The sequence below is a fragment of the Streptomyces fildesensis genome, from assembly GCF_016107395.1.
In the GTDB taxonomy this organism is placed as follows: Bacteria; Actinomycetota; Actinomycetes; order Streptomycetales; family Streptomycetaceae; genus Actinacidiphila; species Actinacidiphila fildesensis.
Genome location: NZ_JAAIKO010000015.1, coordinates 97,704 through 121,196 on the forward strand (window position 1 = coordinate 97,704; position 23,493 = coordinate 121,196).

General features: G+C 71.0%; 23 protein-coding genes and 1 pseudogene. 6 read left to right on the forward strand and 18 right to left on the reverse strand.

All coding sequences use genetic code 11. The features are described 5' to 3' along the window. Positions 1–4 precede the first annotated feature (4 nt). The 3 genes from C6N31_RS21250 to gmd all read right to left on the reverse strand — a co-directional run bounded on the left by C6N31_RS21250 (position 5) and on the right by gmd (position 4,007). Positions 5–682: an Rv1352/Rv1906c domain-containing protein gene (locus tag C6N31_RS21250; protein WP_198357974.1), complete on the reverse strand. Its 678-nt coding sequence runs from the start codon at positions 680–682 to the stop codon at positions 5–7. After that, on the reverse strand, positions 679–2,889 hold the full coding sequence (locus C6N31_RS21255; protein ID WP_138353802.1) for a LamG-like jellyroll fold domain-containing protein: 2,211 nt from the start codon (positions 2,887–2,889) through the stop codon (positions 679–681). Before C6N31_RS21255 ends, C6N31_RS21250 begins: the two co-directional genes overlap by 4 nt. Positions 2,890–2,993: 104 nt before the next feature. Further along, entirely contained in the window at positions 2,994–4,007 is a 1,014-nt protein-coding gene (gene gmd, locus C6N31_RS21260) for a GDP-mannose 4,6-dehydratase (protein ID WP_138353801.1), read from the reverse strand. Between the two features lie 96 nt (positions 4,008–4,103). Between gmd and C6N31_RS21265 the strand changes: the two genes are divergently transcribed. After that, entirely contained in the window at positions 4,104–5,048 is a 945-nt protein-coding gene (locus C6N31_RS21265; RefSeq protein ID WP_138353800.1) for a GDP-L-fucose synthase family protein, read from the forward strand. A 34-nt stretch (positions 5,049–5,082) separates the two neighbouring features. Here the strand turns inward: C6N31_RS21265 and C6N31_RS21270 are convergent, their stop codons facing one another. Continuing rightward, a complete protein-coding gene (locus C6N31_RS21270; protein ID WP_198357975.1) occupies positions 5,083–6,561 on the reverse strand; it encodes a sugar transferase in 1,479 nt (492 codons plus the stop codon). A gap of 254 nt (positions 6,562–6,815) precedes the next feature. Between C6N31_RS21270 and C6N31_RS21275 the strand changes: the two genes are divergently transcribed. After that, the gene (locus C6N31_RS21275) at positions 6,816–7,880 is read left to right on the forward strand and encodes a small ribosomal subunit Rsm22 family protein (RefSeq protein WP_138353798.1); all 1,065 of its coding nucleotides are present in this window, start codon (positions 6,816–6,818) and stop codon (positions 7,878–7,880) included. 10 nt (positions 7,881–7,890) lie between these two features. On the opposite strand, the gene corA is transcribed toward C6N31_RS21275, so the two are convergent. The 6 genes and pseudogenes from corA to C6N31_RS21305 all read right to left on the reverse strand — a co-directional run bounded on the left by corA (position 7,891) and on the right by C6N31_RS21305 (position 12,818). Continuing rightward, positions 7,891–8,982 (reverse strand): magnesium/cobalt transporter CorA, encoded by a 1,092-nt coding sequence (gene corA, locus C6N31_RS21280; RefSeq protein WP_198357976.1) that lies wholly within the window; start codon positions 8,980–8,982, stop codon positions 7,891–7,893. An 82-nt stretch (positions 8,983–9,064) separates the two neighbouring features. After that, the gene (locus C6N31_RS21285) at positions 9,065–10,657 is read right to left on the reverse strand and encodes a phytoene desaturase family protein (RefSeq protein WP_198357977.1); all 1,593 of its coding nucleotides are present in this window, start codon (positions 10,655–10,657) and stop codon (positions 9,065–9,067) included. Positions 10,658–10,670: 13 nt separating this feature from the next. After that, positions 10,671–11,489 carry a dimethylargininase gene (ddaH, locus tag C6N31_RS21290; protein WP_343241175.1) on the reverse strand — a complete coding sequence of 273 codons (819 nt, stop codon included), beginning with the start codon at positions 11,487–11,489 and terminating at the stop codon, positions 10,671–10,673. Between the two features lie 187 nt (positions 11,490–11,676). Further along, positions 11,677–11,940 carry an ATP-binding cassette domain-containing protein gene (locus C6N31_RS21295; RefSeq protein ID WP_198357978.1) on the reverse strand — a complete coding sequence of 88 codons (264 nt, stop codon included), beginning with the start codon at positions 11,938–11,940 and terminating at the stop codon, positions 11,677–11,679. Then, positions 11,937–12,131, reverse strand: a pseudogene (locus tag C6N31_RS21300) (iron chelate uptake ABC transporter family permease subunit); the annotation flags it as partial. The pseudogene C6N31_RS21300 and the gene C6N31_RS21295, both read right to left, overlap by 4 nt. A 33-nt stretch (positions 12,132–12,164) precedes the next feature. Next, positions 12,165–12,818, reverse strand: a complete 654-nt coding sequence (locus C6N31_RS21305; protein WP_138353795.1) for a biliverdin-producing heme oxygenase — start codon at positions 12,816–12,818, stop codon at positions 12,165–12,167. A 199-nt stretch (positions 12,819–13,017) separates the two neighbouring features. Between C6N31_RS21305 and C6N31_RS21310 the strand changes: the two genes are divergently transcribed. Continuing rightward, the gene (locus C6N31_RS21310) at positions 13,018–13,728 is read left to right on the forward strand and encodes a bifunctional DNA primase/polymerase (protein ID WP_138353794.1); all 711 of its coding nucleotides are present in this window, start codon (positions 13,018–13,020) and stop codon (positions 13,726–13,728) included. Between the two features lie 39 nt (positions 13,729–13,767). Here the strand turns inward: C6N31_RS21310 and C6N31_RS21315 are convergent, their stop codons facing one another. The 5 genes from C6N31_RS21315 to map all read right to left on the reverse strand — a co-directional run bounded on the left by C6N31_RS21315 (position 13,768) and on the right by map (position 19,086). Beyond that, positions 13,768–14,745, reverse strand: coding sequence for an SCO2278 family lipoprotein (locus C6N31_RS21315; RefSeq protein ID WP_138353793.1), 978 nt, complete (start codon positions 14,743–14,745; stop codon positions 13,768–13,770). Continuing rightward, positions 14,627–15,589 carry an iron uptake transporter permease EfeU gene (gene efeU / locus C6N31_RS21320; RefSeq protein WP_138353792.1) on the reverse strand — a complete coding sequence of 321 codons (963 nt, stop codon included), beginning with the start codon at positions 15,587–15,589 and terminating at the stop codon, positions 14,627–14,629. Before efeU ends, C6N31_RS21315 begins: the two co-directional genes overlap by 119 nt. Positions 15,590–15,595: 6 nt before the next feature. Then, on the reverse strand, positions 15,596–16,918 hold the full coding sequence (efeB, locus tag C6N31_RS21325; protein WP_198357979.1) for an iron uptake transporter deferrochelatase/peroxidase subunit: 1,323 nt from the start codon (positions 16,916–16,918) through the stop codon (positions 15,596–15,598). Between the two features lie 11 nt (positions 16,919–16,929). Further along, positions 16,930–18,060, reverse strand: a complete 1,131-nt coding sequence (gene efeO, locus C6N31_RS21330) for an iron uptake system protein EfeO (RefSeq protein ID WP_138353790.1) — start codon at positions 18,058–18,060, stop codon at positions 16,930–16,932. Between the two features lie 168 nt (positions 18,061–18,228). Continuing rightward, on the reverse strand, positions 18,229–19,086 hold the full coding sequence (map, locus tag C6N31_RS21335; RefSeq protein WP_138353789.1) for a type I methionyl aminopeptidase: 858 nt from the start codon (positions 19,084–19,086) through the stop codon (positions 18,229–18,231). Between the two features lie 67 nt (positions 19,087–19,153). Here map and C6N31_RS21340 point away from each other — a divergent pair, with 67 nt between their 5' ends. Continuing rightward, the gene (locus C6N31_RS21340; RefSeq protein ID WP_138353788.1) at positions 19,154–19,402 is read left to right on the forward strand and encodes a hypothetical protein; all 249 of its coding nucleotides are present in this window, start codon (positions 19,154–19,156) and stop codon (positions 19,400–19,402) included. Between the two features lie 38 nt (positions 19,403–19,440). Here the strand turns inward: C6N31_RS21340 and C6N31_RS21345 are convergent, their stop codons facing one another. Both C6N31_RS21345 and C6N31_RS21350 read right to left on the reverse strand, forming a co-directional pair. Continuing rightward, positions 19,441–20,757 carry an MFS transporter gene (locus tag C6N31_RS21345; RefSeq protein WP_187145287.1) on the reverse strand — a complete coding sequence of 439 codons (1,317 nt, stop codon included), beginning with the start codon at positions 20,755–20,757 and terminating at the stop codon, positions 19,441–19,443. Positions 20,758–20,956: 199 nt separating this feature from the next. Continuing rightward, positions 20,957–21,604: a hypothetical protein gene (locus tag C6N31_RS21350; RefSeq protein ID WP_138353787.1), complete on the reverse strand. Its 648-nt coding sequence runs from the start codon at positions 21,602–21,604 to the stop codon at positions 20,957–20,959. Positions 21,605–21,702: 98 nt separating this feature from the next. Here C6N31_RS21350 and npdG point away from each other — a divergent pair, with 98 nt between their 5' ends. Continuing rightward, positions 21,703–22,443 carry an NADPH-dependent F420 reductase gene (gene npdG / locus C6N31_RS21355; RefSeq protein WP_198357980.1) on the forward strand — a complete coding sequence of 247 codons (741 nt, stop codon included), beginning with the start codon at positions 21,703–21,705 and terminating at the stop codon, positions 22,441–22,443. Positions 22,444–22,535: 92 nt separating this feature from the next. Further along, positions 22,536–22,742 (forward strand): hypothetical protein, encoded by a 207-nt coding sequence (locus C6N31_RS21360; RefSeq protein WP_138353785.1) that lies wholly within the window; start codon positions 22,536–22,538, stop codon positions 22,740–22,742. Here the strand turns inward: C6N31_RS21360 and C6N31_RS21365 are convergent. Next, positions 22,709–23,482: a site-2 protease family protein gene (locus tag C6N31_RS21365; RefSeq protein ID WP_138353784.1), complete on the reverse strand. Its 774-nt coding sequence runs from the start codon at positions 23,480–23,482 to the stop codon at positions 22,709–22,711. The two genes, C6N31_RS21360 and C6N31_RS21365, sit on opposite strands and share 34 nt — an antisense overlap. Positions 23,483–23,493 lie beyond the last annotated feature (11 nt).

Consider the following 23,493-nt stretch of genomic DNA (forward strand, 5'->3'; position numbering starts at 1 on the left):
CCGTTCACTCCCCCTTCGAGAAGAGCCAGACGGAGCAGCCCGTGCTGGTGAAGCCGCGTGCGCCGGCCGGCACGGTGACCAGCGCCTTGCTGCCGGAGACCGCCTTGCCGTCCGCGCCGGTGAGCTTCCAGGAGCAGCCCTTGGACGGGGTCGGCGCGTGATAGGTGCCGGGGGTGATGACGCTGCCGGCCTTCGCCTTGCTCCCGACGGTGAAGGTGCCGTCGGTGAAGCCGTGTTCCGCCGCCGCGAGTACCGGCTTCTGGTCGGGGCAGAGTGCGGTGACGGCGTCGTGCGCGCCGGAGATCTGGCCGAGGACGATGCCGCTCGCCGCCGCGTCGGGGTCCCGCTTGGCGATGAACTTGATCTTGTCGCAGGACTCCTGGCCGAGCTCCAGCACGGCCGCCGGGTCCGATCCCTTCGGCACCCGGCCGGTCAGGTACTGCTTCTGCTGCTTGGTGAAGGAGCCCGTCGCCGGTGTCAGTTCCGCCGCCGGGACGGTGGGTCCGGGCGTGGTCGGAGCGGCGGTGGCGGTGGGGTTCTGGTCGAGGCCCCCGGAGGCGGGGGCGGAGGCGGTCGGAGGCGCGGCGGCCTTCGGGTCGCTGCTGGAGCAGCCGGTCAGGAACACCACCGCCACCGCCGTCGTGATGACGGCGGCGGCGGTGGCCCGGAGCGGGTGGATCATCCGGTGAGCCCCAGGGTGCGGTGCTGGGCGATCTGCGCGGGAGTCAGAACGCTCGGGTAGATCGCGGTCTCGTCGATGGAGCCGGCGAAGTAGTTGCTCGCGGGCTGGCTCGGCCAGCCGTTGAGCTGGTCGCCGCCGACGTGCCAGTAACCGGTGTAGTCCTGGCTGGCGGTGTACGCGCTGTTGCTGGACACGAGGTTTCCGTCGACGTACAGCCGCATGCCGTTGGAGCCCTGGGTACCGACCACGTGGTGCCACTGGCCGTTGTTCAGGCCGGTACCGCTGGCGATGGTGCGGGTCCCGTTGAGGTAGGCGCCGAAGATCAGCTGACCGTTGTTGGTCATGTAGATGTGCTTGTCGTAGTTGGAGCTGAGCCGGCCGTTGGTGTTGCTGCCGAAGCCGACGAGCTTTCCGCCCTGCGTGGTGGTCGTCTTGAACCACGTCTCGACGCTGTACGAGGCCGGGCGGGGGTAGGAGCGGTCGCTGTACGAGTACTGGCTGGTGCCGTTGTACGTGACCGCCGTGCTGTTGCCCTGGACCGCGGCGGGGACGACCCGGCGGGTCGAGTACCCGACGTTGTCGCCGGCCGCCTGGTTGCCCGAGGCGTCCGCGAGGTAGCCGGCCGTCTCGTCGTAGCGCCAGTACAGGTTGGCGCCGTCGGCGATCACCTTGGCGGGGTACGACTCGGCGGTGGCCGCGGCGACGGTGGTCGCGTTGGCCGACTTGGCGCTGACGTTGGTGCCGTCGCTCGCCGACACCCGGTAGGTGTACGACGTGCCCGCCACCACGTTGGTGTCGGTGAAGGTGAGCTGCGGCCGCACCCACGGGAGCGAGGAGGCGCTGACGGTGTAGACCGGGGTGGCACCGTTGTTCCGGTACACGTTGTAGGTCAGGTTGCCGTCGTCGAGGTCCAGACTGGTCTGCCAGCGGACCTGGACCTTGCCGGGCTCCACGCTCGACGCGACGACCTGCGGGATGCTGGGCGCCCCGGTGTCAGGACCGTTCGAGAAGCGGGTCAGACCCTGCTGGGCCTTGAGGTTGGTGGTGGTGAAACCGCCACCGGCCCAGAGGTAGTCCTTGCCGCCGCCGGACGCGACGATCAGCACACGCGGGCCGACCAGCTCGCCGAGACCGTCATTGGTGTCGGGGAACCAGGGCAGCAGCGTCGGGCTGTCGACCGACTCGGCCAGCAGGTGGTGGCGGGTGCCGTCCGGGTACTCGCCCATGGTCGAGCAGTCGTGGGCGTGCGAACCGCTGTAGATCACCGACTGGTAGAGCGCCAGGTTCTGGGTGGCGCCCAGGCAGGTGTCCCGCCAGCGCTGGTTCCAGTCGCTGTAGTTGAAGGCGATGCGGCCGTCGAACACACCGCCGCCGGTGCCCTCGTTGGCGACGTAGAAGCCGGTGCTGTCGGTGATGATGTCCTTGACGACCGACGTGTTGTCGATGAAGCCGTTCGGGTAGTTCTTGGTGACGGCTCCGGTGGTGGCGTCCACCACCGCCAGGGCGTGCGAGTTCGCGCCGTTCACGGTGTAGAAGTCACCGCCGACGATCACATGTGTGCCGTCGGCCGCGACCTCGACGGCGCGCGCCGTCTCGTCCGTGTCGGCCGTCCACGGCTTCAGGGCGCCCGCGGTGGTGACCGCGGCCAGGTGGCCGCGGGTCTGGCCCTCGACGGACTGGAAGTCGCCGCCGAGGTAGACGGTGTCGGCGGTCGCCGTCAGCGCGCGCACGGTGGCGGTGACGTTGACGTGGAAGTCGTTGCGCGGGGTGCAGGTGGCGATGTCGATCGCCGCCAGGTTGCTCACCCCGACGCCGTTGACCGCTCCGAAGGAGCCGCCCGCGTAGAGCGTCTTGCGGTCCGGTGAGACGGTGAGCGCGCGGACCGTCTCCGTGCCGCCGGTGAAGGACAGGTGGCACCCGGTGGGTGCGCCCGTCGTGGTGTCGAACGCGGCGAAGTTGACCGCGGGCTGCTCGTTCTCGCCGGCAGCCGAGCCGGGCGGCCGGATGGCCGAGAACGTACCCCCGGCGAAGACCACTCCGTCCGCCTGGGCGAAGGCCCAGACGATCCCGTTGGTCTGCCAGGTCGAAAGGTCGTCCGCCGTGATGGCGACCGGCGGAGTCAGTGCCGTCGCGGACTGCGACGTCATCACTCCCAGTGTCGCGGCCGCCAATGCAGTGGCAACCGAGAACACCCCCAATTTACGCATGCGTAGCCCCCCAGGCCCCTAGCGTTTGCCCGTGGCTCGTACAGCCGACGGTGCAGGGCAGAGTAGGGCGCTCGGTAGGCCCCAGTCTGTAGTTTTGGCGAGATTTAGCGATCTATGCGCACAGTTGCGCCCGCCAACTGATCGGATACGTGCTGAATGTCGGCATCCACCATGATCCGAGCCAGTTCTTCCACCTTGACCGATGCTTTCCAGCCAAGGAGGTCGTGGGCCTTGCTCGCATCCCCGATGAGTGCGTCGACCTCGCTGGGCCGCTCGTACTTGGGGTCGTAGCGAACATATTCGGCCCATTCCAGTCCCGCATGGGCGAACGCGGTCTCCACGAACTGCCGCACCGTAGCAGGCTCACCGGTGGCGACCACATAGTCGTCGGGCTCGTCGCGCTGCAGCATCCGCCACATCGCGTCCACGTACTCCGGCGCGTAGCCCCAGTCGCGGACCGCGTCGAGGTTGCCGAGGTAGAGCCGGTCCTGCAGGCCGGCCTGGATCCGGGCGACCGCCCGGGTGATCTTCCGTGTGACGAAGGTCTCCCCACGGCGCGGGGACTCGTGGTTGAACAGGATCCCGTTGACGGCGAACATTCCGTACGCCTCGCGGTAGTTCACCGTCGACCAGTAGCCGAAGACCTTGGCGCAGCCGTAGGGGCTGCGCGGGTGGAACGGCGTGCTCTCGTTCTGCGGCGGCGGCGCGGCGCCGAACATCTCCGACGACGAGGCCTGGTAGACGCGGGTGCTGATACCGCTCGCGCGGACCGCCTCCAGCAGGCGCAGCGCGCCGAGACCGGTCACGTCGCCGGTGTAGAGCGGCGCGTCGAAGGAGACCCGGACGTGCGACTGCGCGCCGAGGTTGTACACCTCGTCGGGCTGCAGGTCGCGCAGCAGGTTCACCAGGGCGACGCCGTCCGACAGATCGGCGTGGTGCAGCACGAGGGAACGATTCGCCTCCTGCGGGCCCTGGTAGATGTGGTCGATCCGCTCGGTGTTGAAGCTGGACGACCGGCGCACGAGACCGTGCACCGTGTAGCCCTTGGCGAGCAGCAGTTCGGCCAGGTACGAGCCGTCCTGGCCGGTGACGCCGGTGATGAGTGCGCTCTTGCTCACGCGGTCCCCCCTTAGGGATCCGGATATATTGCTGTTTCGTACGGAAAGCTGGGCTCAGACCCGAATGGGTGATGCCACAGGGCATAATCCGGTGTCATGAAGGCTACGAGGGAACTGCTCCCGCCCAGCGCCCGGATCTTCGTCGCGGGACACCGCGGACTGGTCGGCTCGGCGGTCACCCGCCGGCTCACCGCCGACGGCTACCAGGTGATCACCCGCGGCCGGGACGGACTGGACCTGCGCGACGCCGCGGAGACCGGGAAGTTCCTGGCGGAGGTCCGGCCCGACGCGGTCGTACTCGCCGCCGCCAAGGTCGGCGGGATCATGGCCAACAGCACCTATCCGGTGCAGTTCATCGAGGACAACCTGCGGATCCAGCTGAGCGTCATCGCCGGCGCACACGCGGCGGGGGTCGGCCGGCTGCTCTTCCTCGGCTCGTCCTGCATCTACCCCAAGCTCGCCCCGCAGCCGATCCGCGAGGACGCGCTGCTCACCGGCCCGCTGGAGCCGACCAACGAGCCGTACGCGCTCGCCAAGATCGCCGGCATCGTCCAGATCCAGTCCTACCGGCGGCAGTACGGCGCCTCGTACATCTCGGCGATGCCGACCAATCTCTACGGTCCCGGCGACAACTTCGACCTGGAGACCTCGCACGTCCTGCCGGCCCTGATCCGCCGCTTCCACGAGGCGAAGCGGGACGGGCGCGAGAGCGTCGAGCTCTGGGGCACCGGCTCCCCGCGGCGCGAGTTCCTGCACGTGGACGATCTCGCCGCCGCCTGCGCGCTGCTGCTGCGCACCTACGACGGCGACGAGCCGGTCAACGTCGGCTGCGGCGACGACCTGACGATCCGCGAACTCGCGCAGACCGTCAGGGACGTCGTCGGCTATGAGGGTGCCATCGCCTGGGACTCGACCAAGCCCGACGGGACCCCGCGGAAACTGCTGGACGTGTCCCGGCTGACGGATCTCGGCTGGAAGCCGACGATCCCGCTGCGGGACGGCATCGCCTCGGTGTACACCCAGTGGCGGTCCGAGGCGTGAGGGGTTGGCGGATGGAGGAACGAAGGGCACCGGTCTAATACGCTCCTCGTCCGTCGACCACGGCACGGAGCGTGCGGGCCATCACGTCGACATCACTGGTGAACGACCAGTTGTCGACGTACTGCAGGTCGAGTGCGACCGTCTCGTCCCAGGACAGGTCGGAACGTCCGCTGACCTGCCAGAGTCCGGTGATACCCGGCTTGACGGCGAGCCGGCGCAGCTCGATCTCGTCGTAGCGGGCCACCTCCTCCGGCAGCGGCGGGCGCAGCCCGACCAGTGACATCTCACCGCGCAGCACATTGACGAGCTGCGGCAGTTCGTCGAGCGAGCAGCGGCGCAGCAGCCGGCCGACGCTGGTGACCCGGGGGTCCCGGCGCATCTTGAACATCAGGCCGTCGTTCTCGTTGGCGGCCGTCAGTTCGGCCTTGCGGGCCTCGGCGTCCACGACCATGGTGCGGAACTTCCACATGGTGAAAGGCGCGCAGTTCTGGCCGTGCCGGACCTGCTTGTGGAAGGCCGGGCCGGGTGACCCGAGCCGGATGGCGGCGGCGATCAGACCGAACAGCGGTGCCAGCACCAGCAGCCCGGCGGCGGCGCCGGCCCGGTCCATGGCCGACTTGAGCTGGATCTGGACTCCGCGCCGGGTGGGCGGGGCGATGTGGAGCATCGCCAGCCCGGCGGGCGCGGCGAGCTGGACGCGGCGCATGGACACGTCCACCAGTCCCGGCAGGACCGCCAGCGGCAGTCCCGCGTCGTGCAGCGCCCAGGACAAACGTTTCAGCCGCTCTCCGGCCATCCGCGGTCCCGGTGCCACCAGCACGAGTTCCGCGCGGTGGTCCCGGGCGGCGCCCAGCACGAGCGCGGAGTCGCCGCTCGGGGCGCTGGGCATCACGGAGCCCAGCCGGGCACTGACCGGCGCGCCGCATTCGAGGTTGGCGTTCCCGACCGGGACGACACCGACGACCACATAGGCGTGGTCGGTGCGTCCGGCCAGGTGGCCGACGACATGGTCCGCGGCGCTCGGCTCGCCGATCACCAGGACCTTGCGGACCGCGTGCGCCTCGCGGCGGGCCGCCGCGAGATGCCGGTGCGTCATCTTGCGGCAGGAGGCGGTCAGCAGCAGTCCGGGCGCGAGCCCGAGCAGCGCCAGTGAGGGCTCGGAGATCTCGCCGACGGCGGTACGCGCGACGGCCAGCACTCCGAGCAGGATCAGCCAGTCGTACAGAACCGGCAACGCGGCCCGGGACTCGCCCAGGGAGCGCGCCGCATAGCGGTGCCTGCCCGCCTGCACACACAGCCAGGCCACCGCGGCCACCACTGCGCATGCCCATGGGTACGGCTGACGCGTCGCCTGGAACACGAGCGCCACGGGCAGCGCGATACCCACCAGGTCGACGGCGAGCGCCACCGGTAGGTACCACGTCGGTTTGTCACTGAGTCCGCGCGGAGCCTTGCTCCGCACGGGTTTCGGTTCGGCTTCGATCAGACCATTGGGTACTTCGACACGCCGCATGGACCCCCCAGGCACATCGCGACCGACTGAGCGCGGTTGCCACTTCCCCAAGCAGCAGTGCGCCGTGATAAACCGGAACGCTAGGCCAAAAGGGTGGTCATCCGCTGCGGTTTACGTATATTCGAGCCGTTGTTGTGTCCAAGTTAATAGCTCAGCTGCACAACGTGGCCATACGGAGTATGGCGGGCGTCCACATCATGGTTACCACCGGGGAGGGACACCTTCCGGAACGTACCGTCCCGGTACCGGACCGCATGCGGAGGGTAAGCGTCCGGCGCCCAGGACGGCGCCCCTTACAGTTGTCGCTTGTGTCCACCTTGCAAGCCCCCGATGACCTGCGCGCCGCGCTGAACGGCCTGCTCGACGGTCTGCCGCCGAACCGGGCGGCCCAGGCGGTCGACCGGCTGATCGCAGCCTACCGAGGCGCCACGCCGACCGACGCCCCGATCCTGCGGGACGCCTCCGACGTCGCCGCGTACGCCGCGTACCGGATGCCCGCCACCTACGCCGCCGTGCGCTCCGCGCTCGCGGAGTTCCAGGCGCGGGCGGGCACCTGGGCCCCGGCCACCCATCTGGACGTGGGCGGCGGCACCGGAGCGGCGACCTGGGCGGTCGCCGACACCTGGCAGCAGGACACCCACACCAGCACCGTCCTGGACTGGTCGGACGCCGCCCTCACCCTCGGCCGCGAACTGGCCGCGGGCGCCGACTCCGCGGCGGTACGGGACGCCGAATGGCGCCGGGCCCCGCTGGGCGGCGCCGTACGGCTGCCCGAGTCCGACCTGGTCACCGTCTCGTACGTGCTCGGCGAACTGGACGCCGCCGCCCGGGTCTCCGTCGTCGCCGAGGCGGCCCGCGCGGCACTGGGCGCCGTGGTGATCGTCGAGCCCGGCACCCCGGACGGCTACGCCCGGGTCATCGCCGCGCGCGACCAGCTCCTCGGCGCCGGGTACACCGTGCTCGCCCCCTGCCCGCACAACGGGACCTGCCCGATAGAGGGCACCGACTGGTGCCACTTCGCGGCCCGGGTGAACCGCTCCTCGCTGCACCGCCAGATCAAGGGCGGCTCACTGCCGTACGAGGACGAGAAGTTCAGCTACGTCGCGGCCGCCCGCTTCCCGGCCGCGCCCGCGGCCGGGCGCGTCGTGCGGCACCCGCAGATCCGCAAGGGCCAGGTGCTGCTCGACCTGTGCACCCGGGACGACGGACTCTCCCGCAGCATCATCACCAAGAAGCGGCACGGCGACCTCTACCGCGCCGCCCGCGACGCGGACTCGGGCGACCCCTGGCCGCCCGCGGCAGACGCGACGGACTCCTGAGCCGGCCGGCTCAGAGCCAGCCGTAGCGCCGGAAGGCCCGGTAGACCACCGCGGACAGCACGGCCGTCACCCCGACCATCAGCGGATAGCCGAAGGTCCACTTCAGTTCCGGCATGTGCTCGAAGTTCATCCCGTAGAAACCGGCGATCATCGTCGGGATCGCGAGGATCGCGGCCGCCGCGCTGATACGCCGCATATCGGTGTTCTGCTGCACGGCGAGCTGGCTGAGATTGGCCGACAACAGCCCGTCCACCAACTCGGTGTAGCCCGCCAGCCGCTCCCGGACATGGGACAGATGGTCGGCGACGTCCCGCAGATACCGGCCCACCTCGGGCCCGATGACGGGGTGCGGGTCCTCCGCGAGGCGCTGCAGCGGCCGCGCCATCGGATGGACGGCCCGCTTGAACTCGATCAGCTCGCGCTTGAGCTGGTAGATCCGCTCCGCGTCGTCGCCGTGCCCGGCCGAGAACACATCGGACTCCAGCTGGTCCACATCCAGCTCCACCCGGTCCGCGACGTCCAGATAGTCGTCGACGACCTGGTCCGCGATCGCGTGCAGCACCGATGCCGGACCCTGCGCCAGCAGGTCCGGCCGCGCCTCCAGGGAGCTGCGCACCCGCGACAGGCCCGGCGCGCTGCCGTGCCGGACGACCACGACGAAGTCCTTGCCCAGGAACATCATGATCTCGCCGGTGTCGACGACCTCACTGGTCGCCGTCAGCTTCTCGTGCTCCACGAAGACGATCGTCTTCAGCACCAGGAAGAGCGTGTCGCCGTAGCTCTCCAGCTTCGGCCGCTGGTGCGCCTTGACGGCGTCCTCCACGGCGAGCGGGTGCAGGCCGAACACATCGGCGATCTCCACGAGGTGCTCGGCGTCCGGCTGGTACAGCCCGATCCAGGCGAAACCGCCCGGCCGCTCCCTCGCCGCCGCCAGCGCCTCACGCGGCGGCAGGGTCGCGGAGCGCTTGCCGTCCTCGTACACCGCGCAGTCCACGATCACGTCCGCGGTGCACTTGCGGGGCGCGGGCAGCGCGCCGCCACTCTCGTCGAGGGTGTGCCACTTGCCCCCGCTCCCGCTTCTGCGCCACTGCCGACCGGTCATCGTGCCCTCCTCGGTACGTATCCGAGGAAGTATCGCCGATCGGGCAGGTGGCCCGTCCGTCCGCCCTGCCGCGCGGCCCCGGTCAGGCTCCCGGCGTCCCGTGCAGGACCGCCATCGCCGCGTTGTGCCCGGGGATCCCGCTGACGCCGCCGCCGCGCACCGCGCCCGCGCCGCACAGCAGCACGGCGGGGTCCCCGGTCTCCACGCCCCAGGGGCCGGTGCCGGGGGCGGCGTACGGCCAGCTCAGGTCGCGGTGGAAGATATGGCCGCCCGGCAGGCCGACCTCGCGCTCCAGGTCCAGCGGGGACTTCGCCTCGATGCAGGGCCGGCCGTCGGCGTCGAGCGCCAGGCAGTCGGCCAGCGGCTCGGCCAGTACCGCGTCGAGCTGGGCGAGGGTGGCCTTGAGCAGCGCCTCCTTCGTACCGGACGGGTCGGCGGCGAACAGCCGGGCAGGGGCGTGCAGGCCGAAGAGGGTGAGGGTGTGCGCGCCCTGGCCGGCCAGGGCGGGGGAGAGGATCGACGGGTCGCTCAGCGAGTGGCAGTAGATCTCGGACGGCGGGGCGGCCGGGATCCGGCCCGCCGCGGCCTCCTCGTACGCGGTCGCCAGCTCGCCGTACGACTCGGCGATGTGGAACGTGCCGGCGAACGCCTCGCGCGGGTCCACGGAACGGTCCCGCAGCCGCGGCAGCCGCCGCAGCAGCATGTTGACCTTGAGCTGGGCGCCTTCCGGCCGGGACGGTTCGGGCTCGCCGAGCAGTCCGGCGAGGGTGTGCGGGGCGGCGTTCACCAGCACGTGCCCGGCGCCCACCCGGCCCCCCTCGAAGGAGACCTCGGCGCAGCCGCAGTCCGTCGCGATGCCCGTCACCTCGCAGCCGGTGACGATCTCCGCGCCGGCCGCCAGGGCGGCCCCGGCCAGCGCGTCCGTCAGCGCGCCCATACCGCCCACCGGCACGTCCCAGTCCCCGGTCCCGCCGCCGATGACGTGGTAGAGGAAGCAGCGGTTCTGCCGCAGCGTCTCGTCGTGGGCGTGGGTGAACGTGCCGATCAGCGCGTCGGTCAGCACGATGCCCCGGACCAGTTCGTCCTCGAACACCGCCTCCACGGTCTCGCCCAGCGGACGTTCGAACAGCGCCTCCCAGGCCGCCGGATCGTCCACGATCCGCTCCAGCTCCGCCCGGGACGGCAGCGGCCCGGTCAGCGTCGGGAAGACCCGCTCCGCCACCTGCCGCGTCATCGTGTAGAACCGCTGCCACGCGTCGAAGTCCCGCTCCGAGCCGGTGCGGCGCACGAAGCCCTCCCGGGTCCTGGACGGATCCTGCGAGTCGACCAGCAGGCCTCCCCCAACCTCCGGCCGGGGGGACCCCCACCCGTACGGCGTGTACGAGGAGATCCGGCGGCGGCGCACCGCGAAGCGCAGCCCCAGCTCCTCCGTGATCTTCTTCGGGAGCAGGCTGACCAGGTACGAGTAGCGCGACAGCCGGGCGTCGACCCCCGTGAACGCCTGGGCGGACACGGCCGCGCCGCCGGTGGCCGGCAGCCGCTCCAGCAGCAGCACGCTGCGGCCGGCGCGGGCCAGGTAGGCGGCGGCCACCAGACCGTTGTGGCCGCCGCCGACGATCACGGCGTCGTACGAGGAACGCTTCGGTACGCGGGACGATGCGGTGGTGGAGGACATGCAGGCACGGTAGCTACCGCAGCTCCTGGGTGCAGCACTTCACGCTGCCGCCCGCTTTGTGGAGCTCCGACAGATCGACCGCGACCGGTTCGAAACCGCGCTCGCGCAGCGGTGCGAACAGGCCGGTGGCGCCACGCGGGAGGACCACATGGCGTCCGTCGCTGACGGCGTTCAGCCCGAGTGCGGCGGCGTCCGCCGCCGTCGCGAGCAGGGCGTCGGGGAAGAGCCGGGCCAGTACCTTGCGGCTGCCGGGCGAGAACGCGTCAGGGAAGTACATGACCTCGCCCGCCGCGTCGTCGAGAACGGCGAACGCGGTGTCGAGGTGGTAGTAGCGGGGGTCGGTCAGTTCCAGCCCGATGACGGGCCGGCCGAAGAACTCCTGGGCCTCGGAGTGCGAGAGCGGGCTGCTGCGGAATCCCATTCCGGCCAGGATCCACTGCGAGGTGACGGCGAAGTCGCCCTCGGCCTCGTTGATGTGCTGCGGCTCGCGCACCTCGGTGAATCCGTTGCGGCGGAACCACGCCAGATGCGCCGGCGCCTCGTCGGTCCGCTCCGCGTTGAAGAACCGGGCGCCGAGCACCCGGCCGTCCACGACGGTGGCGCCGTTGGCGGCGAAGACCATGTCGGGTAGGTCGGCCACCGGGTCGAGGACCTCGACGGTATGGCCCAGGGAGCGGTAGCGGTCCCGCAGTTCCTCCCACTGGAAGAGCGCGAGTACGGGGTCGACCGGCTTGGCCGGGTCCATCCACGGATTGATCGAGTAGGTCACCCGGAAGTGCTCGGGCGGGCACATCAGGTACCGCCGGGGTGTGGCGGTGCGGACTGTGCGCAATGCGGGCTCCTCGTCGTTTGAGGCTCCGGCGGAACGCCGATGGGGCTGCGTACGCGCATCGGGGTCACGTACGCGCACAAATCGTCCACCCTCGGCGGCCGAAACGCATCGAACCATTTGGGTGGTTCGCACGATCGTTTTCATACACGGCGGCCTATCGCACCGGCCCTGTCCCACGCCGCGACCGTCAGCGGCGGGGGAGTACGAGCGGTTCGCCGGTTCTGGGGTGGGCGAACACCTCGACCGGATGCCGGTACACCGTGCTCAGCAGTTCCTCGGACAGGACGTCGGCGGGGGCGCCGTCGGCCGCGATCCGGCCGTCCGCCAGCACCGCGATCCGGTCGGCGTGCGCGGCCGCCAGGCCCAGGTCGTGCAGCACCACGACCACGGCGCGGCCCCCGTCGGCCTGGGCGCGGCGGCTCCAGAACCTGTTGACGAGCGGCTTGTTCACGCCCAGCCTCCCCGTCGGTTGCGGATACGGCGCAGCAGCCAGAAGAAGAACGGGCTGCCGACGAGGGCGGTCAGAACACCGAGCGGCAGTTCCGCGGGGGCCGCGAGGGTGCGGGCGGCGAGGTCGGCGGCGACCAGCACCAGCGCACCGCCGAGCGCGCTGCCGGGCACCAGACCCCGCCGGCCCCGCCCTCCGGGCGGACGACGCTACTTCGAAGACACTCCCTACGCGCTCAGCGGGTAGGCGGCACCGAGGTCGGCGAAGACGGCGCTGTTCAGGGCGAAGGCGGTGCGGCACTCGTCCACCACGCGCTGCTTCTCCAGGTCGTCGACGGCCAGGGCGTCCAGCAGCTCGCGGTACTCGCGCTTGAACGCGGCCGGGTTGCCGATCCCCTCGAAGACGTAGAAGCGCACACCGTCGCCCTTGCGTTCGAACCCCCAGGTCTTCTCCGCGATGCCACGGATCACCTGTCCGCCGGACAGGTCCCCCAGATAGCGGGTGTAGTGATGTGCGACATACCCCGCGGGCCACGTCCTGGCGACCTCGGCGACCCGCTCCGCGTACGCCGCTGTGGCGGGCAGCGGCACCGAGCGCTGCTGCCAGCCCGCGCCGAGCAGATGGTCCAGGTCGCGCTCCAGCTCCGCGACGCGCAGCAGTTCGGCGCGGACGAAGGGGCCGGCGACCGGGTCTGCGGCCAGCGACTGCGCCGCGTCCTCCAGGGCCCGGTAGACGAACCACAACTGCTCGGTGTAACGGGCGTACGCGTCCACGCCGAGCCGTCCGCCGAGCAGGTCGCTCATGAAGGTCGAGTTCTCGGCCTCGGTGTGCTGAGCGTGGCTGGCGGTGCGGATCACAGTGGAGAACGGGGACGGCGTCAAGGGAACCTCCTGCTTCGGGCGTGCCGCGATCCTTGCAACTTAGGTATACCTAAGTCAAGAGGATGCCGACAGCCTGTCGGGAACAACGCTACTCCAGTCCTTCCACCCCGGCTGTGCGTTCATTCCGGACAAGAGGCAGGATGATGCCCACCACCCGCGTACCGTGGACCATGGACGCGGGGGCGAGGGAAGGAGCCCGATGGCAGGCAAGAGCAGGTTGTCCGAGTGGCTGCGCCGCCGATCGGCAGGCTCGGACACCGATCCCGGATCTGCTCCCGCCCTGGCCCGCGAGGATCTGATCAAGGCCGCGGCCGCCGCAGGCTTCCCCGTCGCACCGGCCGCGCACCCCTCCGGATACGGCTGTTCGTGCGACCGCGTGGGCTGTCCCACCCCGGGCATGCACCCGGTCTCGTTCGCCTGGCACACCCAGGCCACCACGGATCCGCAGAAGATCGACCACTGGCTGCGCACCCAGCCGCTCGCGAACTTCATCTCCGCCACCGGCGCCAGCCATGACGTCCTGGACGTGCCGGCCGACGCGGGCGGCATCGCGCTGGACCGGCTCGCGGCCGAGGGCGGGGACGCCGGTCCGGTCGCCGCCTACGGGGACGACCGCCTGCTGTTCTTCACCGCCACCCGCGGTACCCCCGTCGACGAGGACGAGTGGTGGCCCTGCGAGCTGGACTGCCATCCCGAGACCGTCGACGAACACCCCGGTCTGCGCTGGCACTGCCGCGGCAGTTACGTCCTGCTGCCGCCCGCCAAGCTGCCCACCGGCGGCGCCGTGACCTGGCTGCCCGGCCGCGGTCCCGACCGCCCGCTGCCCGACCCGCTGCCGCTCCTGGAGGTCCTCATGGACTCCTGCGCCCAGGTGGAGTACGTCCCCGAAACGGTGGGCTGGCGGCTCTGACCGCCCGAGGCCGGCTCCGCGCGGGACCCGGCCACCGGTTCACTCGCCCTTGGCGGAGACCAGACCCAGCAGACGGCTCAGGAAGACGACCTTCCCCTGGGCGTCGTTCGCCGGCGGGACCGTGACGGCCTGTTCCGCCACCCGGATCAGCGTGACCGAGTTCTTCGGGGTGCCGGTCATCAGCGCCTTGGTGTCCGGGTCGTCGACCTTCAACGGCTTGCCCGGCGTGGTCAGCCGCGACTGGTGGCGGGAGGCGAAGAACACCAGCGCCCCGCCGTCCGTGGTCCGCAGCCCCACCGGGGGGAACTCACCCGCGCCCACCGGCTGGTCGGCGTACTCGGTGACCGCGGCCGAGGTGCCCGCGCCCTTGCGGCGCTGCTGGCGCACCTGCGAGGTCTGGGTGCCGTCGGCGAAGGCCAGCGTCGCCGCGGTGCCGGTCTGCAGATACGAGGTGTACGCGGCGCTGAGCCGGCCGGGCTCGACCAGCAGCCCCGAGCCGTCCAGCGGCACCGGCTCGGCGTAGCCGTCCTGGTCCAGCACGAACTTCGGCATCCGGTCGGCGGCGACCACCGCCAGGTACGAGGCCTTCCACGGGTCGCTCACGGCGGAGCGCTGGAAGAGCAGCAGCCAGTGGGCGCCGTTGCCGGCACTGCTGACGGCGTCGGCGGCGAACCACTTGGGCCAGCCGCGCTGCTTCGGTATCAGGTAGCGCGCGTCGGTGAGCTTGAGCGGCACCGCCGCCGGATTGCCCTCCGGGTGGTTGGTGTGCCGCGCCGTCAGACCCGCGTTGTCCATCGCGCCGAGCGCGCCGGTCTCCGCCTTCGCCAGCGTCGCCGGATCGTAGCTCCGCTTGGCGTCGTTGTTGAGCTGGGTGAAACGGGCGAGGGCCTTGGCGGCCTCAGCCTTCGTCACCGCCGGTACGAGCGCCTGCTCCCCGTGCACGGTCACGCACCCCGTCACCGGCATCAGCACGAGCAGCAGAACTGCGGCTGTCAGGGACAACCTGCGGCGGGTCATTGGGCGTCGGCTCCTTCGGGGCTGCTGCGGTCGGCGCAACCCTACCGGGGGCGAGGAAGAAGGCCATCGTCGGTACGAGATACAGCGCCCACACCGTGACCTGGACGACGGTCGGATCCGGCTGGAAGTTGAGGACGCCCTTCAACAGGGTGCCGTACCAGCTGTCCTGGGGGATCGTGGAGCTGATGTCGAAGGCCACCGAGCCGAGGCCGGGCAGCCAGTCGGCCTCCTGCAGATCGTGCACGCCGTAGGCGAGCACGCCCGCCGCGACCACGACCAGCATGGCGCCGGTCCAGGTGAAGAACTTCGCCAGGTTGATCCTCAGCGCGCCGCGGTAGAAGAGCCAGCCGAGCACCACCGCGGTGGCCAGGCCCAGCGCGACGCCGATCAGCGGCTGCGTCGACCCGTCCTCGGAACCGGCGGCCTGCACCGCGGCCCAGACGAACAGCGCGGTCTCCAGGCCCTCGCGGCCGACCGCCAGCAGCGCGGTCGCGACGATCGCGGTGGTCCCCATGGCGAGCGCGGCGTCCAGCTTGCCGTGCAGCTCGCGCTTGAGATGCCGCGCGGTGCGCCGCATCCAGAAGACCATCCAGGTGACCAGGCAGACGGAGAGGATCGACAGCGAACCGCCCAGCGCCTCCTGCGCCTTGAAGTCCAGCGACGAGGAGCCGAACTGCAGCAGCGCGCCGAAGGCGGCACTGATGACGATGGCCACGGCCACACCGGCCCACATCGGCAGCAGTGTGTCCCTGCGCCCGGACTTCACCAGGTACGCGATCAGGATGCAGACGACCAGGCTGGCTTCGAGCCCTTCGCGCAGCCCGATCAGATAGTTACCGATCACCGCCGGTCACTTCCCTTCGAAGAGGCCGCGGCCCCACCAGTCGGCGCTGTCGCGGACGCCGGGCGGGCAGGCGAAGTGCGCGGAACCGACGTGCTGGATGTACTCGTTGAGGGCGTCGGTCGCAGCCAGCCGTTTCTGCACCGGGATGAAACCCGAGCGCACATCGCGCTGGTAGGCCAGGAAGAACAGCCCGGCGTCGAGCCGGCCCAGACCGTCCGTGCCGTCGGTGAAGGAGTAGCCGCGGCGCAGGATCGTCACCCCGGAGTTGCTGTCCGGGTGCGCCAGGCGGACGTGCGCGGTCGGCAGCATCGCCTTGAGGTTCGGGGTGTCGTGCTCGCGCTGCTTGCCGGCCGGCGCGCCCTCGCCCTTGTTCCGCCCGAAGATGTCCTCCTGCTCCTTGAGCGGAGTGCGGTCCCAGGTCTCTATGTGCATCCGGATGCGCCGGGCGACGAGGTAGGAGCCGCCGGTCATCCAGGCGGCGCCGTCCTTCGCGGCCGCCCACACATGCTCGTCCTGGGTGGCCCGGTCGCTGCCCGCCACGTTGTGCGTACCGTCCTTGAACCCCATCAGGTTGCGCGGGGTCTGCTCGTCCGGTGTCGTCGAGGACGTCTTGCCGAAGCCCAGCTGCGACCAGCGCACGGCGACCTTGCCGAAGCCGATGCGCGCCAGGTTGCGGATCGCGTGCACGGCCACCTGCGGGTCGTCCGCGCACGCCTGGACGCAGATGTCGCCGCCGCTGCGGGTCGCGTCCAGGTTGTCGTGCGGGAACGCCGGCAGGTCGACGAGGGCGGTGGGACGCTGCGCCTTGAGGCCGAAGCGGTCCTTGCCGTCCTTCTCGAACAGCGTCGGGCCGAAGCCCACGGTGATGGTCAGCCGGGAGGACGGCAGGCCGAGCGCCTCGCCGGTGTCGTCCGGCGGGGCCTCGGGCAGACCGCGGACGGCGCCCGCGCCGACCGGCTTGCCGGCCGTCATCGCGGCGGCCGCCGCCGTCCACTCCTTCAGCAGCGCGACGAGTTCGGCGCGGTCGTCGGTCTTCACGTCGAAGGCCGCGAAGTGCAGCCGGTCCTGGACCGGGGTGGTGATACCGGCCTGGTTCGTGCCGTGGAACGCGATGACATTGCCCGCGGAGCCGGCCGGCTGCACGTCGTTGCCGGTGCGCACCGCCGCCGCGGCACCCCCCGCGGCGGCCGCGCCGAGCGCGATGCCGGCGCCGGTCCAGCCGATGACGGCCCGCCGGGAGACCGGGCCCCTGGCCCGTTCCGCCGTGGTGTCCCGGTCCGCCCCGTCCTGCTGGGGGGCGGCCGCTTCGGTGGTGTTCTCGTCAGACATGGAGGACTCCGTTACTTCGCGACGGCCGCGGCGAGCTTGGAGAGCGGCTCGGCCAGCGCGTTGACGCCGTCCGAGAGCTCCTTGCGCTGGGCCGCGTTCACGGTGTCGTACGAGACGAAGGTGTCGCCGGTGCGGTACTTGGCGAGCAGCGTGTTGATCGCGGTGAACTGCTTGTCCAGTTCCTTGGCCAGCTCGGGGTTGTTCTGCGAGGCGACCGGCTTGAGCAGCTCGTACGCCTTCTGCGCGCCGTCGACGTTGCCCTTGAAGTCCGAGAGGTCGGTGTGGCTGTAGCGGTCCTCCTCACCGGTGATCTTCCCGGTGGCGACCTCGTCCAGCAGCTCCTTGGCGCCGTTGGCCATGCTGGTCGGGGTGATCTCCGCCGTGCCGACCCGCTTCTGCCAACCGGTGAGGTCGGTGAGGAGCTGCGCGGCGAGCGTCTTGTCCTCCGCGGAGATCGCCTTGGTGGCCCACAGCGACTTCTCGAGCTTGTGCCAGCCGGTCCACTTCTGGCCGGGCTCCAGGCCGTCCTCGCGGGTGTCCGTCTTCGGGTCGATGTCACCGAAGGACTCGGCTATCGGCTCGGTGGACTCCCAGCCGGTACGGGACGGGGCGAAGGCCGCCTTGGCGCCCTCGATGTCGCCCTTGATGACCGCGTCGGTGAAGACCTTGACCTTCGGGATCGTGGCGTCGGCCTCGCTCTGCGCCCACTTGCGGTACTCGGCGACGGCCGTGTCCAGCCGCGGGTCGTTCTTCTTCGGCGCGCCGGCGCCGGTGACACTGACCTTGGTGCGCAGGCCGTCGCCCTTCATCCCGGGCTTGCAGGTGACCTCGTAGTCGCCGGCCTTGAGCTCGGCGGAGATGTCGGCCTTGGTGCCGGGGCCGATGTTCTCCCGCTCGGTCACGATCTTGTCGCCCGGGGCGTAGACGTACAGCTCGTTGACCTTGGAGCCCTTGTTCTCGAACGCGAACTTCACGTGCCCGGCCGGGAAGCTGGTCTTCGAGACCTTGCAGGAGTCGTCGGTCGCGGTGACCTGGATCGCGTCGGACGCCTTGGCGTCCGTCTTCTCGGAGCACCCGCTGACAGCGGCGAGCGCGGCGACGACCGCGACGGCGGTGACGACGGAGAGACGGGCTGCGGACATACGGGGCTCCAGGCTGTTCAAGGACGCTCGAGATGGGTTCTGGCCGGTGAGGCTGCCCTAACTTATCTGAGCCTTGCCTTTGTAGTACCCGCGGGGTCGCATGAAGTCCAGTGATTCGGGTCTCACCGGTCGCATGCGGGGGCGCGTCGCGGCGCGCCCCCGCTCCCGTCATGGCAGCGTGAGCACCTCTGCGCCGGTTTCGGTGACGACCAGGGTGTGTTCGAACTGGGCGGTGCGCTTGCGGTCCTTGGTGACCACCGTCCAGCCGTCCTCCCAGATCTCGTAGTCGTGGGTGCCCAGCGTGAGCATCGGCTCGATGGTGAACGTCATGCCCGGCTTGATCACGGTGGTGGCGTGCGGGGCGTCGTAGTGCGGCACGATCAGCCCGGAGTGGAACGACGTGTTGATGCCGTGCCCGGTGAAGTCCCGGACCACCCCGTAGCCGAAGCGCTTGGCGTACGACTCGATGACCCGCCCGATCACATTGATCGCCCGGCCGGGCTTGACCGCCTTGATCGCCCGGTTCAGCGACTCCTCGGTGCGCTCGACCAGCAGCCGCGACTCCTCGTCGACGTCACCGCACAGGTACGTGGCGTTCGTGTCGCCGTGCACCCCATGGATGAACGCCGTCACGTCCAGGTTCACGATGTCGCCGTCGCGCAGCTCGGTCGAGTCCGGGATGCCGTGGCAGATGACCTCGTTGATCGACGCGCACAGCGACTTCGGGAAGCCCCGGTAGCCGAGGTCCGAGGGGTAGGCGCGGTGGTCGCACATGTACTCGTGCGCGACGCGGTCCAGCTCGTCCGTGGTCACCCCCGGAGCGATGTGCTTGGCCGCTTCGACCATCGCCCGCGCGGCGATCTGCGACGCGATCCGCATCTTCTCGACGGTTTCGGCGTCCTGCACCTCCGGCCCGGTGTACGGAGTGGGCGCGGGCTTGCCCACGTACTCGGGCCGGGGGATCGAGGACGGTACCGGGCGCGGCGGGGAGAGCTTGCCGGGAACGAGAAGCGACTGACCAGACATGCCGACGAGTGTATCGGCGGGCGATCGGGCAGGCTGGCGGCAGGTACTCGTACATCAGGAGGCAGTCATGGCGCTGTTCAGGGCGAAGAAGCCGGCCGGCAAGCCGGGCGAATGGTTCTACTGCCTGGAGCACAAGAAGGTCGAGGAAGGGCCCGACTGCCCGGCCAAGGACCGGTTCGGCCCCTACGCCACCCGCGCCGAGGCCGAGCACGCGATGCAGACGGCGGCCGACCGCAACCTCCAGTGGGAGACGGACCCCCGCTGGCACGACAAGGAGGCGGGCCCGGACGACGAGCCCGGCCCGTCCGGCCCCTGACGGCTCCGCGTCCCGGGCCCCGGATTCCGGGCCCCGGCTCAGACCGCTGAGGCCGCCGCGGACGCCGGCGACCCGGCGGGCGTGGCGGGCGCGGCGGCGGGTCCGGCCTGGGCCGTCCGCATCCGCACGGCGTGCTCGTTGGTGCGGGCGTCGTACGACATCAGCTTCGGAAGGGCCAGCGCCAGCAGCCCCACCGCCGCCACACAGGCCACTCCGCCGCTCCAGACCGAGGCACGGGCGCTGGTCAGCGCCGCCATGCCACCGGCCCTGACCTGGCCGAGCTGCGGCCCGACCGAGTACGACAGCAGCTCGATGCCGGCCAGCCGGCCGCGCAGCTCATCCGGGATCGTCTGGTTCCACATGGTCATCCGGCCGAGGGCACTGACCATGTCGCAGCCGCCGGCGACCGCCAGCATCAGCAGGACCAGCCAGATGTTGCCCATCCACCCGGCGACCGCCATCGCCAGCCCCCAGCCGATCGCCGAGATCACCACCAGCCGGCCGTGCCGGTGGATCCGCGACGTCCAGCCGCTGGTCATGCTGACCACCAGCGAACCGACCGACCCGGCCGCGTACATCAGGCCCAGCGCCCAGGGCGCGTGCAGGTCGTCGGCGAGGAACGGGAAGATCGCGGTGGGGAAGGCGAAGAACATCGCCGCCATGTCGATCGCGTACGTGCCGAGCAGTTCCTTACGGCTCCAGGCGTAGCGCGCGCCCTCCGCGATACCGCGCAGCGACGGCTTGTCGGCGTCGTGCGCCGCGGGCGACGGCCGCAGCCCCATGGCCAGGCCGACCGAGACGACGAACGTCCCGATGTCGATCGCGTAAGCCCACGACAGCCCGGCGAAGGCGATGAGCACCCCCGCCAGCGACGGTCCCGCGATGGCGCCGACCTGCCAGCGCAGCGCGTTCAGCGACGCCGCGGCCGACAACTGGTCGTGCGCGACGATCCGCGGCACGATCGAGTCCAGCGCCGGACGCTGCAGCCCGGTCAGGGCGCTCGACATCGCCGCCACCACGTACAGCGGCCACACCATCGGATGCGGCAGCAGGGTGTTGGCCAGCAGCAGTGCGGACAGCAGGCCGAGCGCGGCCTCGCTGTAGAGGATCAGCTTCCGGCGGTCCATGGCGTCGGCCAGCGCGCCCCCGTAGAGCCCGAACACGATCAGCGGCACCAGCTCGACGGCGCCGATCGCGCCGACGGCGACCGCCGACCCGGTCAGCTCCTTGATCTGCACCGGCAGCGCGACGAAGGTGAGGAAGCTGCCGAAGACCGTCACGACCCCGGCCATCCACATGAGGCGGAAGTCGCGGGAGGAGCGCCACGGGGCCAGGTCGGGGAGCAGAGCTCTCAGCCGGGACGGTGGCGGACCGGGTGCGGGGCCGGGATCGGGGCCGGGGCCGGGGCCGGAGTCGGCGTCGGGGTCGGGGTCGGGGTCGGAAAGGCTGTCGTTCACGGGTTCGCATGCTCCGCTTCCGGGCCGCGCGGGGCAAATGGTTTTGGGCCGGGTCCGGATCTTCGCGGGCGGTGCTCGAGGACCGCTGACGTCACCGCTACCAGCGGGCCGGCGGCGGTGACGTCAGCTGTTCGGCCAGCCGGGTCAGCCGGTCGCGGAACGAGCCGTGGGGGCGGGCGGCGGGCAGGCTGTTCTCCCCGGCCGCGGCGGCGACCAGGTGCTGCAGCAGGTCCATCCCCATCGGCGCGGGTGCGGCCCCTTCCGCGGGTGCCGTGCCGTCCGGCGGCTCCGCTTCCGGCGGTACGGTCAGCGCGTCGTGCGCCAGTTCACGCAGCCCTGGGTCCCCGGCGTCCATCGCCAGCACCGTCGCGCCGGCCCGGCGGGCGTCCGCCACCCGCTCCAGCAGCGCGGCTCCCGGCGCCTCCGGGCTGACGACGAACACCGTCTCCCCGCGCCGCGCGGCCTCCAGCCGCCGCAGTCCCACGGCCAGATGCGCGGGCGCCCCCGCCGGAATCCGGAACCGCACCAGCGTCGGGGACAGCCCGGTCAGCCCGCTCCACGCCGCCTCGTCGTCCAGGTGCGCCGCCAGGTGCCAGGGCTCGTAACCCCGGGTCCCCACCAGCAGCAGCCCGCCGGGCCGCCGGTGCACCGAGGCCCGCAGCGACCCCGCGAAGGACCGCGTGGTCTGGAGCCACTCGGTCCCCGCCAGTACTTCCCGCAACAGCGCCACCCGTACCGCGTCCATGCCGGGCATCCTGCCGGACCGGCGGTACCGCACGGGTCCGCTCGCCGCACTTCCCCCGTAACGAGTGGCGGTTCGCGGGGCGTGGCAGGATCGCCCGCATGACTTCCCCTGACGATGTGAACAACGCCCCCGGGACCGCTCCCGCTCCCGCCCCCGCCAAGGCGCCGGTCAAGGACCCGTGGGATCTGCCGGACGTGTCCGGCCTGGTGGTCGGCGTCCTCGGCGGCACCGGCGACCAGGGCCGCGGGCTCGCGTACCGGCTGGCGAAGGCCGGGCAGAAGGTGATCATCGGATCGCGGAGCGCGGAGCGCGCGCAGACCGCCGCCGACGAGCTGGGGCTCGGTGTGGAGGGCGCGGACAACGCGGAGTGCGCCCGGCGTAGCGACATCGTGATCGTGGCGGTGCCGTGGGACGGGCACGCCAAGACCCTGGAGTCGCTCCGCGCGGACCTGGCGGGCAAGCTCGTCGTCGACTGCGTCAACCCGCTGGGCTTCGACAAGCAGGGTGCCTACGCGCTGAAGCCCGAGGAGGGCAGCGCCGCCCAGCAGGCCGCCGCGCTGCTCCCGGAGTCCCGGGTGACCGCGGCCTTCCACCACCTGTCGGCGGTACTGCTCTCCGACCCGGAGATCGCGGAGATCGACACCGATGTGATGGTGCTGGGCGAGGTCCGCGCGGACACCGACGTCGTCCAGGCGCTGGCCGCCCGCATCCCGGGGATGCGCGGCGTCTTCGCGGGCCGGCTGCGCAACGCGCACCAGGTCGAGTCGCTGGTCGCCAACCTGATCTCGGTGAACCGCCGCTACAAGGCCCACGCCGGGCTGCGCGTCACCGACGTGTAGGGGCGCGACGGGCGGGTCGCGGGGCACGGCGGGGTGTGGGGGACAATCGTCAGGACCGTATGTCACCGGTTTCCGGACAGGAGCTCCTCCCCATGCCCCGCCTTGCCGTCTACGCCCTCGCCGTGTTCCTGCTCACGGTCGCCGCGGCCGTCGTCTCCTTCGCGAACGGCAGCTGGACCGGCATCGTCTGGGTCCTGCTGGCCGGCCTGTCCAGCAACATGTGCTGGTACTACGTGCGCAAGGCGAAGGCCGACGCCAGGGCCGCTCAGTCGGAGACCCAGAACCTGAAGAGCGTGTAGCCGTACCTGGTCGCGCCCTCCGGGACGTCGAACCAGCCCATCACGGTGTAGACGAAGTCGAAGAACGCCACGTTCACCTCGGGGATCCACAGACACCCGAAGACCGCCAGCAGACCGAACTGCGCGAACGGCTCCACCTGCCGGCGGAAGTTGTACGACAGCCACGGCTCGATGATCCCGTAGCCGTCGAGCCCGGGTACCGGCAGCAGGTTCAGCACCGCCGCCGTCACCTGGAGCATCGCCAGGAACGCGAACGCCGCCAGGAAGCCGACCGGCCAGGAGTCCGTCGCGCCGAAGGCGAACGGCAGCATCAGGACGATCGCGAAGAGCACGTTCATCAGCGGCCCGGCCGCCGAGATCAGACTGTGCTTCCAGCGCCCCTGGATCCGGCCCCGCTCGATGAAGACCGCGCCGCCGGGCAGCCCGATCCCGCCCATGATCACGAAGAGCACCGGCAGCACGATGCTGAGCAGCGCGTGGGTGTACTTCAGCGGGTTGAGGGTCAGATAGCCCTTGGCACCTATCGTGATGTCCCCGCTGTGCAGCGCCGTGCGGGCGTGGGCGTACTCGTGCAGGCACAGCGAGACGACCCACCCGGAGACCACGAAGAGGAAGACGGCGAAGCCGGGGCTCGACGAGAAGCCGGACCACACCGCCCAGCCCGATACGGCCATGACCGCCGCGATCCCCAGGAAGATCGGGCTGACCCGGTGGTCACTGCGGGTATCTGTGCTGCTCATACGGGGATCAT

What these genes read in the sequence shown, in the direction of transcription:
- C6N31_RS21250 (WP_198357974.1), bottom strand. Translation starts at nt 682, where the DNA reads ATGATCCACCCGCTCCGGGCCACCGCCGCCGCCGTCATCACGACGGCG.
- C6N31_RS21255 (WP_138353802.1), bottom strand. Translation starts at nt 2,889, where the DNA reads ATGCGTAAATTGGGGGTGTTCTCGGTTGCCACTGCATTGGCGGCCGCG.
- C6N31_RS21265 (WP_138353800.1), top strand. Translation starts at nt 4,104, where the DNA reads ATGAAGGCTACGAGGGAACTGCTCCCGCCCAGCGCCCGGATCTTCGTC.
- C6N31_RS21270 (WP_198357975.1), bottom strand. Translation starts at nt 6,561, where the DNA reads ATGCGGCGTGTCGAAGTACCCAATGGTCTGATCGAAGCCGAACCGAAA.
- C6N31_RS21275 (WP_138353798.1), top strand. Translation starts at nt 6,816, where the DNA reads ATGCGGAGGGTAAGCGTCCGGCGCCCAGGACGGCGCCCCTTACAGTTG.
- corA (WP_198357976.1), bottom strand. Translation starts at nt 8,982, where the DNA reads ATGACCGGTCGGCAGTGGCGCAGAAGCGGGAGCGGGGGCAAGTGGCAC.
- C6N31_RS21285 (WP_198357977.1), bottom strand. Translation starts at nt 10,657, where the DNA reads ATGTCCTCCACCACCGCATCGTCCCGCGTACCGAAGCGTTCCTCGTAC.
- C6N31_RS21310 (WP_138353794.1), top strand. Translation starts at nt 13,018, where the DNA reads ATGGCAGGCAAGAGCAGGTTGTCCGAGTGGCTGCGCCGCCGATCGGCA.
- C6N31_RS21315 (WP_138353793.1), bottom strand. Translation starts at nt 14,745, where the DNA reads ATGACCCGCCGCAGGTTGTCCCTGACAGCCGCAGTTCTGCTGCTCGTG.
- efeB (WP_198357979.1), bottom strand. Translation starts at nt 16,918, where the DNA reads ATGTCTGACGAGAACACCACCGAAGCGGCCGCCCCCCAGCAGGACGGG.
- efeO (WP_138353790.1), bottom strand. Translation starts at nt 18,060, where the DNA reads ATGTCCGCAGCCCGTCTCTCCGTCGTCACCGCCGTCGCGGTCGTCGCC.
- map (WP_138353789.1), bottom strand. Translation starts at nt 19,086, where the DNA reads ATGTCTGGTCAGTCGCTTCTCGTTCCCGGCAAGCTCTCCCCGCCGCGC.
- C6N31_RS21340 (WP_138353788.1), top strand. Translation starts at nt 19,154, where the DNA reads ATGGCGCTGTTCAGGGCGAAGAAGCCGGCCGGCAAGCCGGGCGAATGG.
- C6N31_RS21350 (WP_138353787.1), bottom strand. Translation starts at nt 21,604, where the DNA reads ATGGACGCGGTACGGGTGGCGCTGTTGCGGGAAGTACTGGCGGGGACC.
- npdG (WP_198357980.1), top strand. Translation starts at nt 21,703, where the DNA reads ATGACTTCCCCTGACGATGTGAACAACGCCCCCGGGACCGCTCCCGCT.
- C6N31_RS21360 (WP_138353785.1), top strand. Translation starts at nt 22,536, where the DNA reads ATGCCCCGCCTTGCCGTCTACGCCCTCGCCGTGTTCCTGCTCACGGTC.
- C6N31_RS21365 (WP_138353784.1), bottom strand. Translation starts at nt 23,482, where the DNA reads ATGAGCAGCACAGATACCCGCAGTGACCACCGGGTCAGCCCGATCTTC.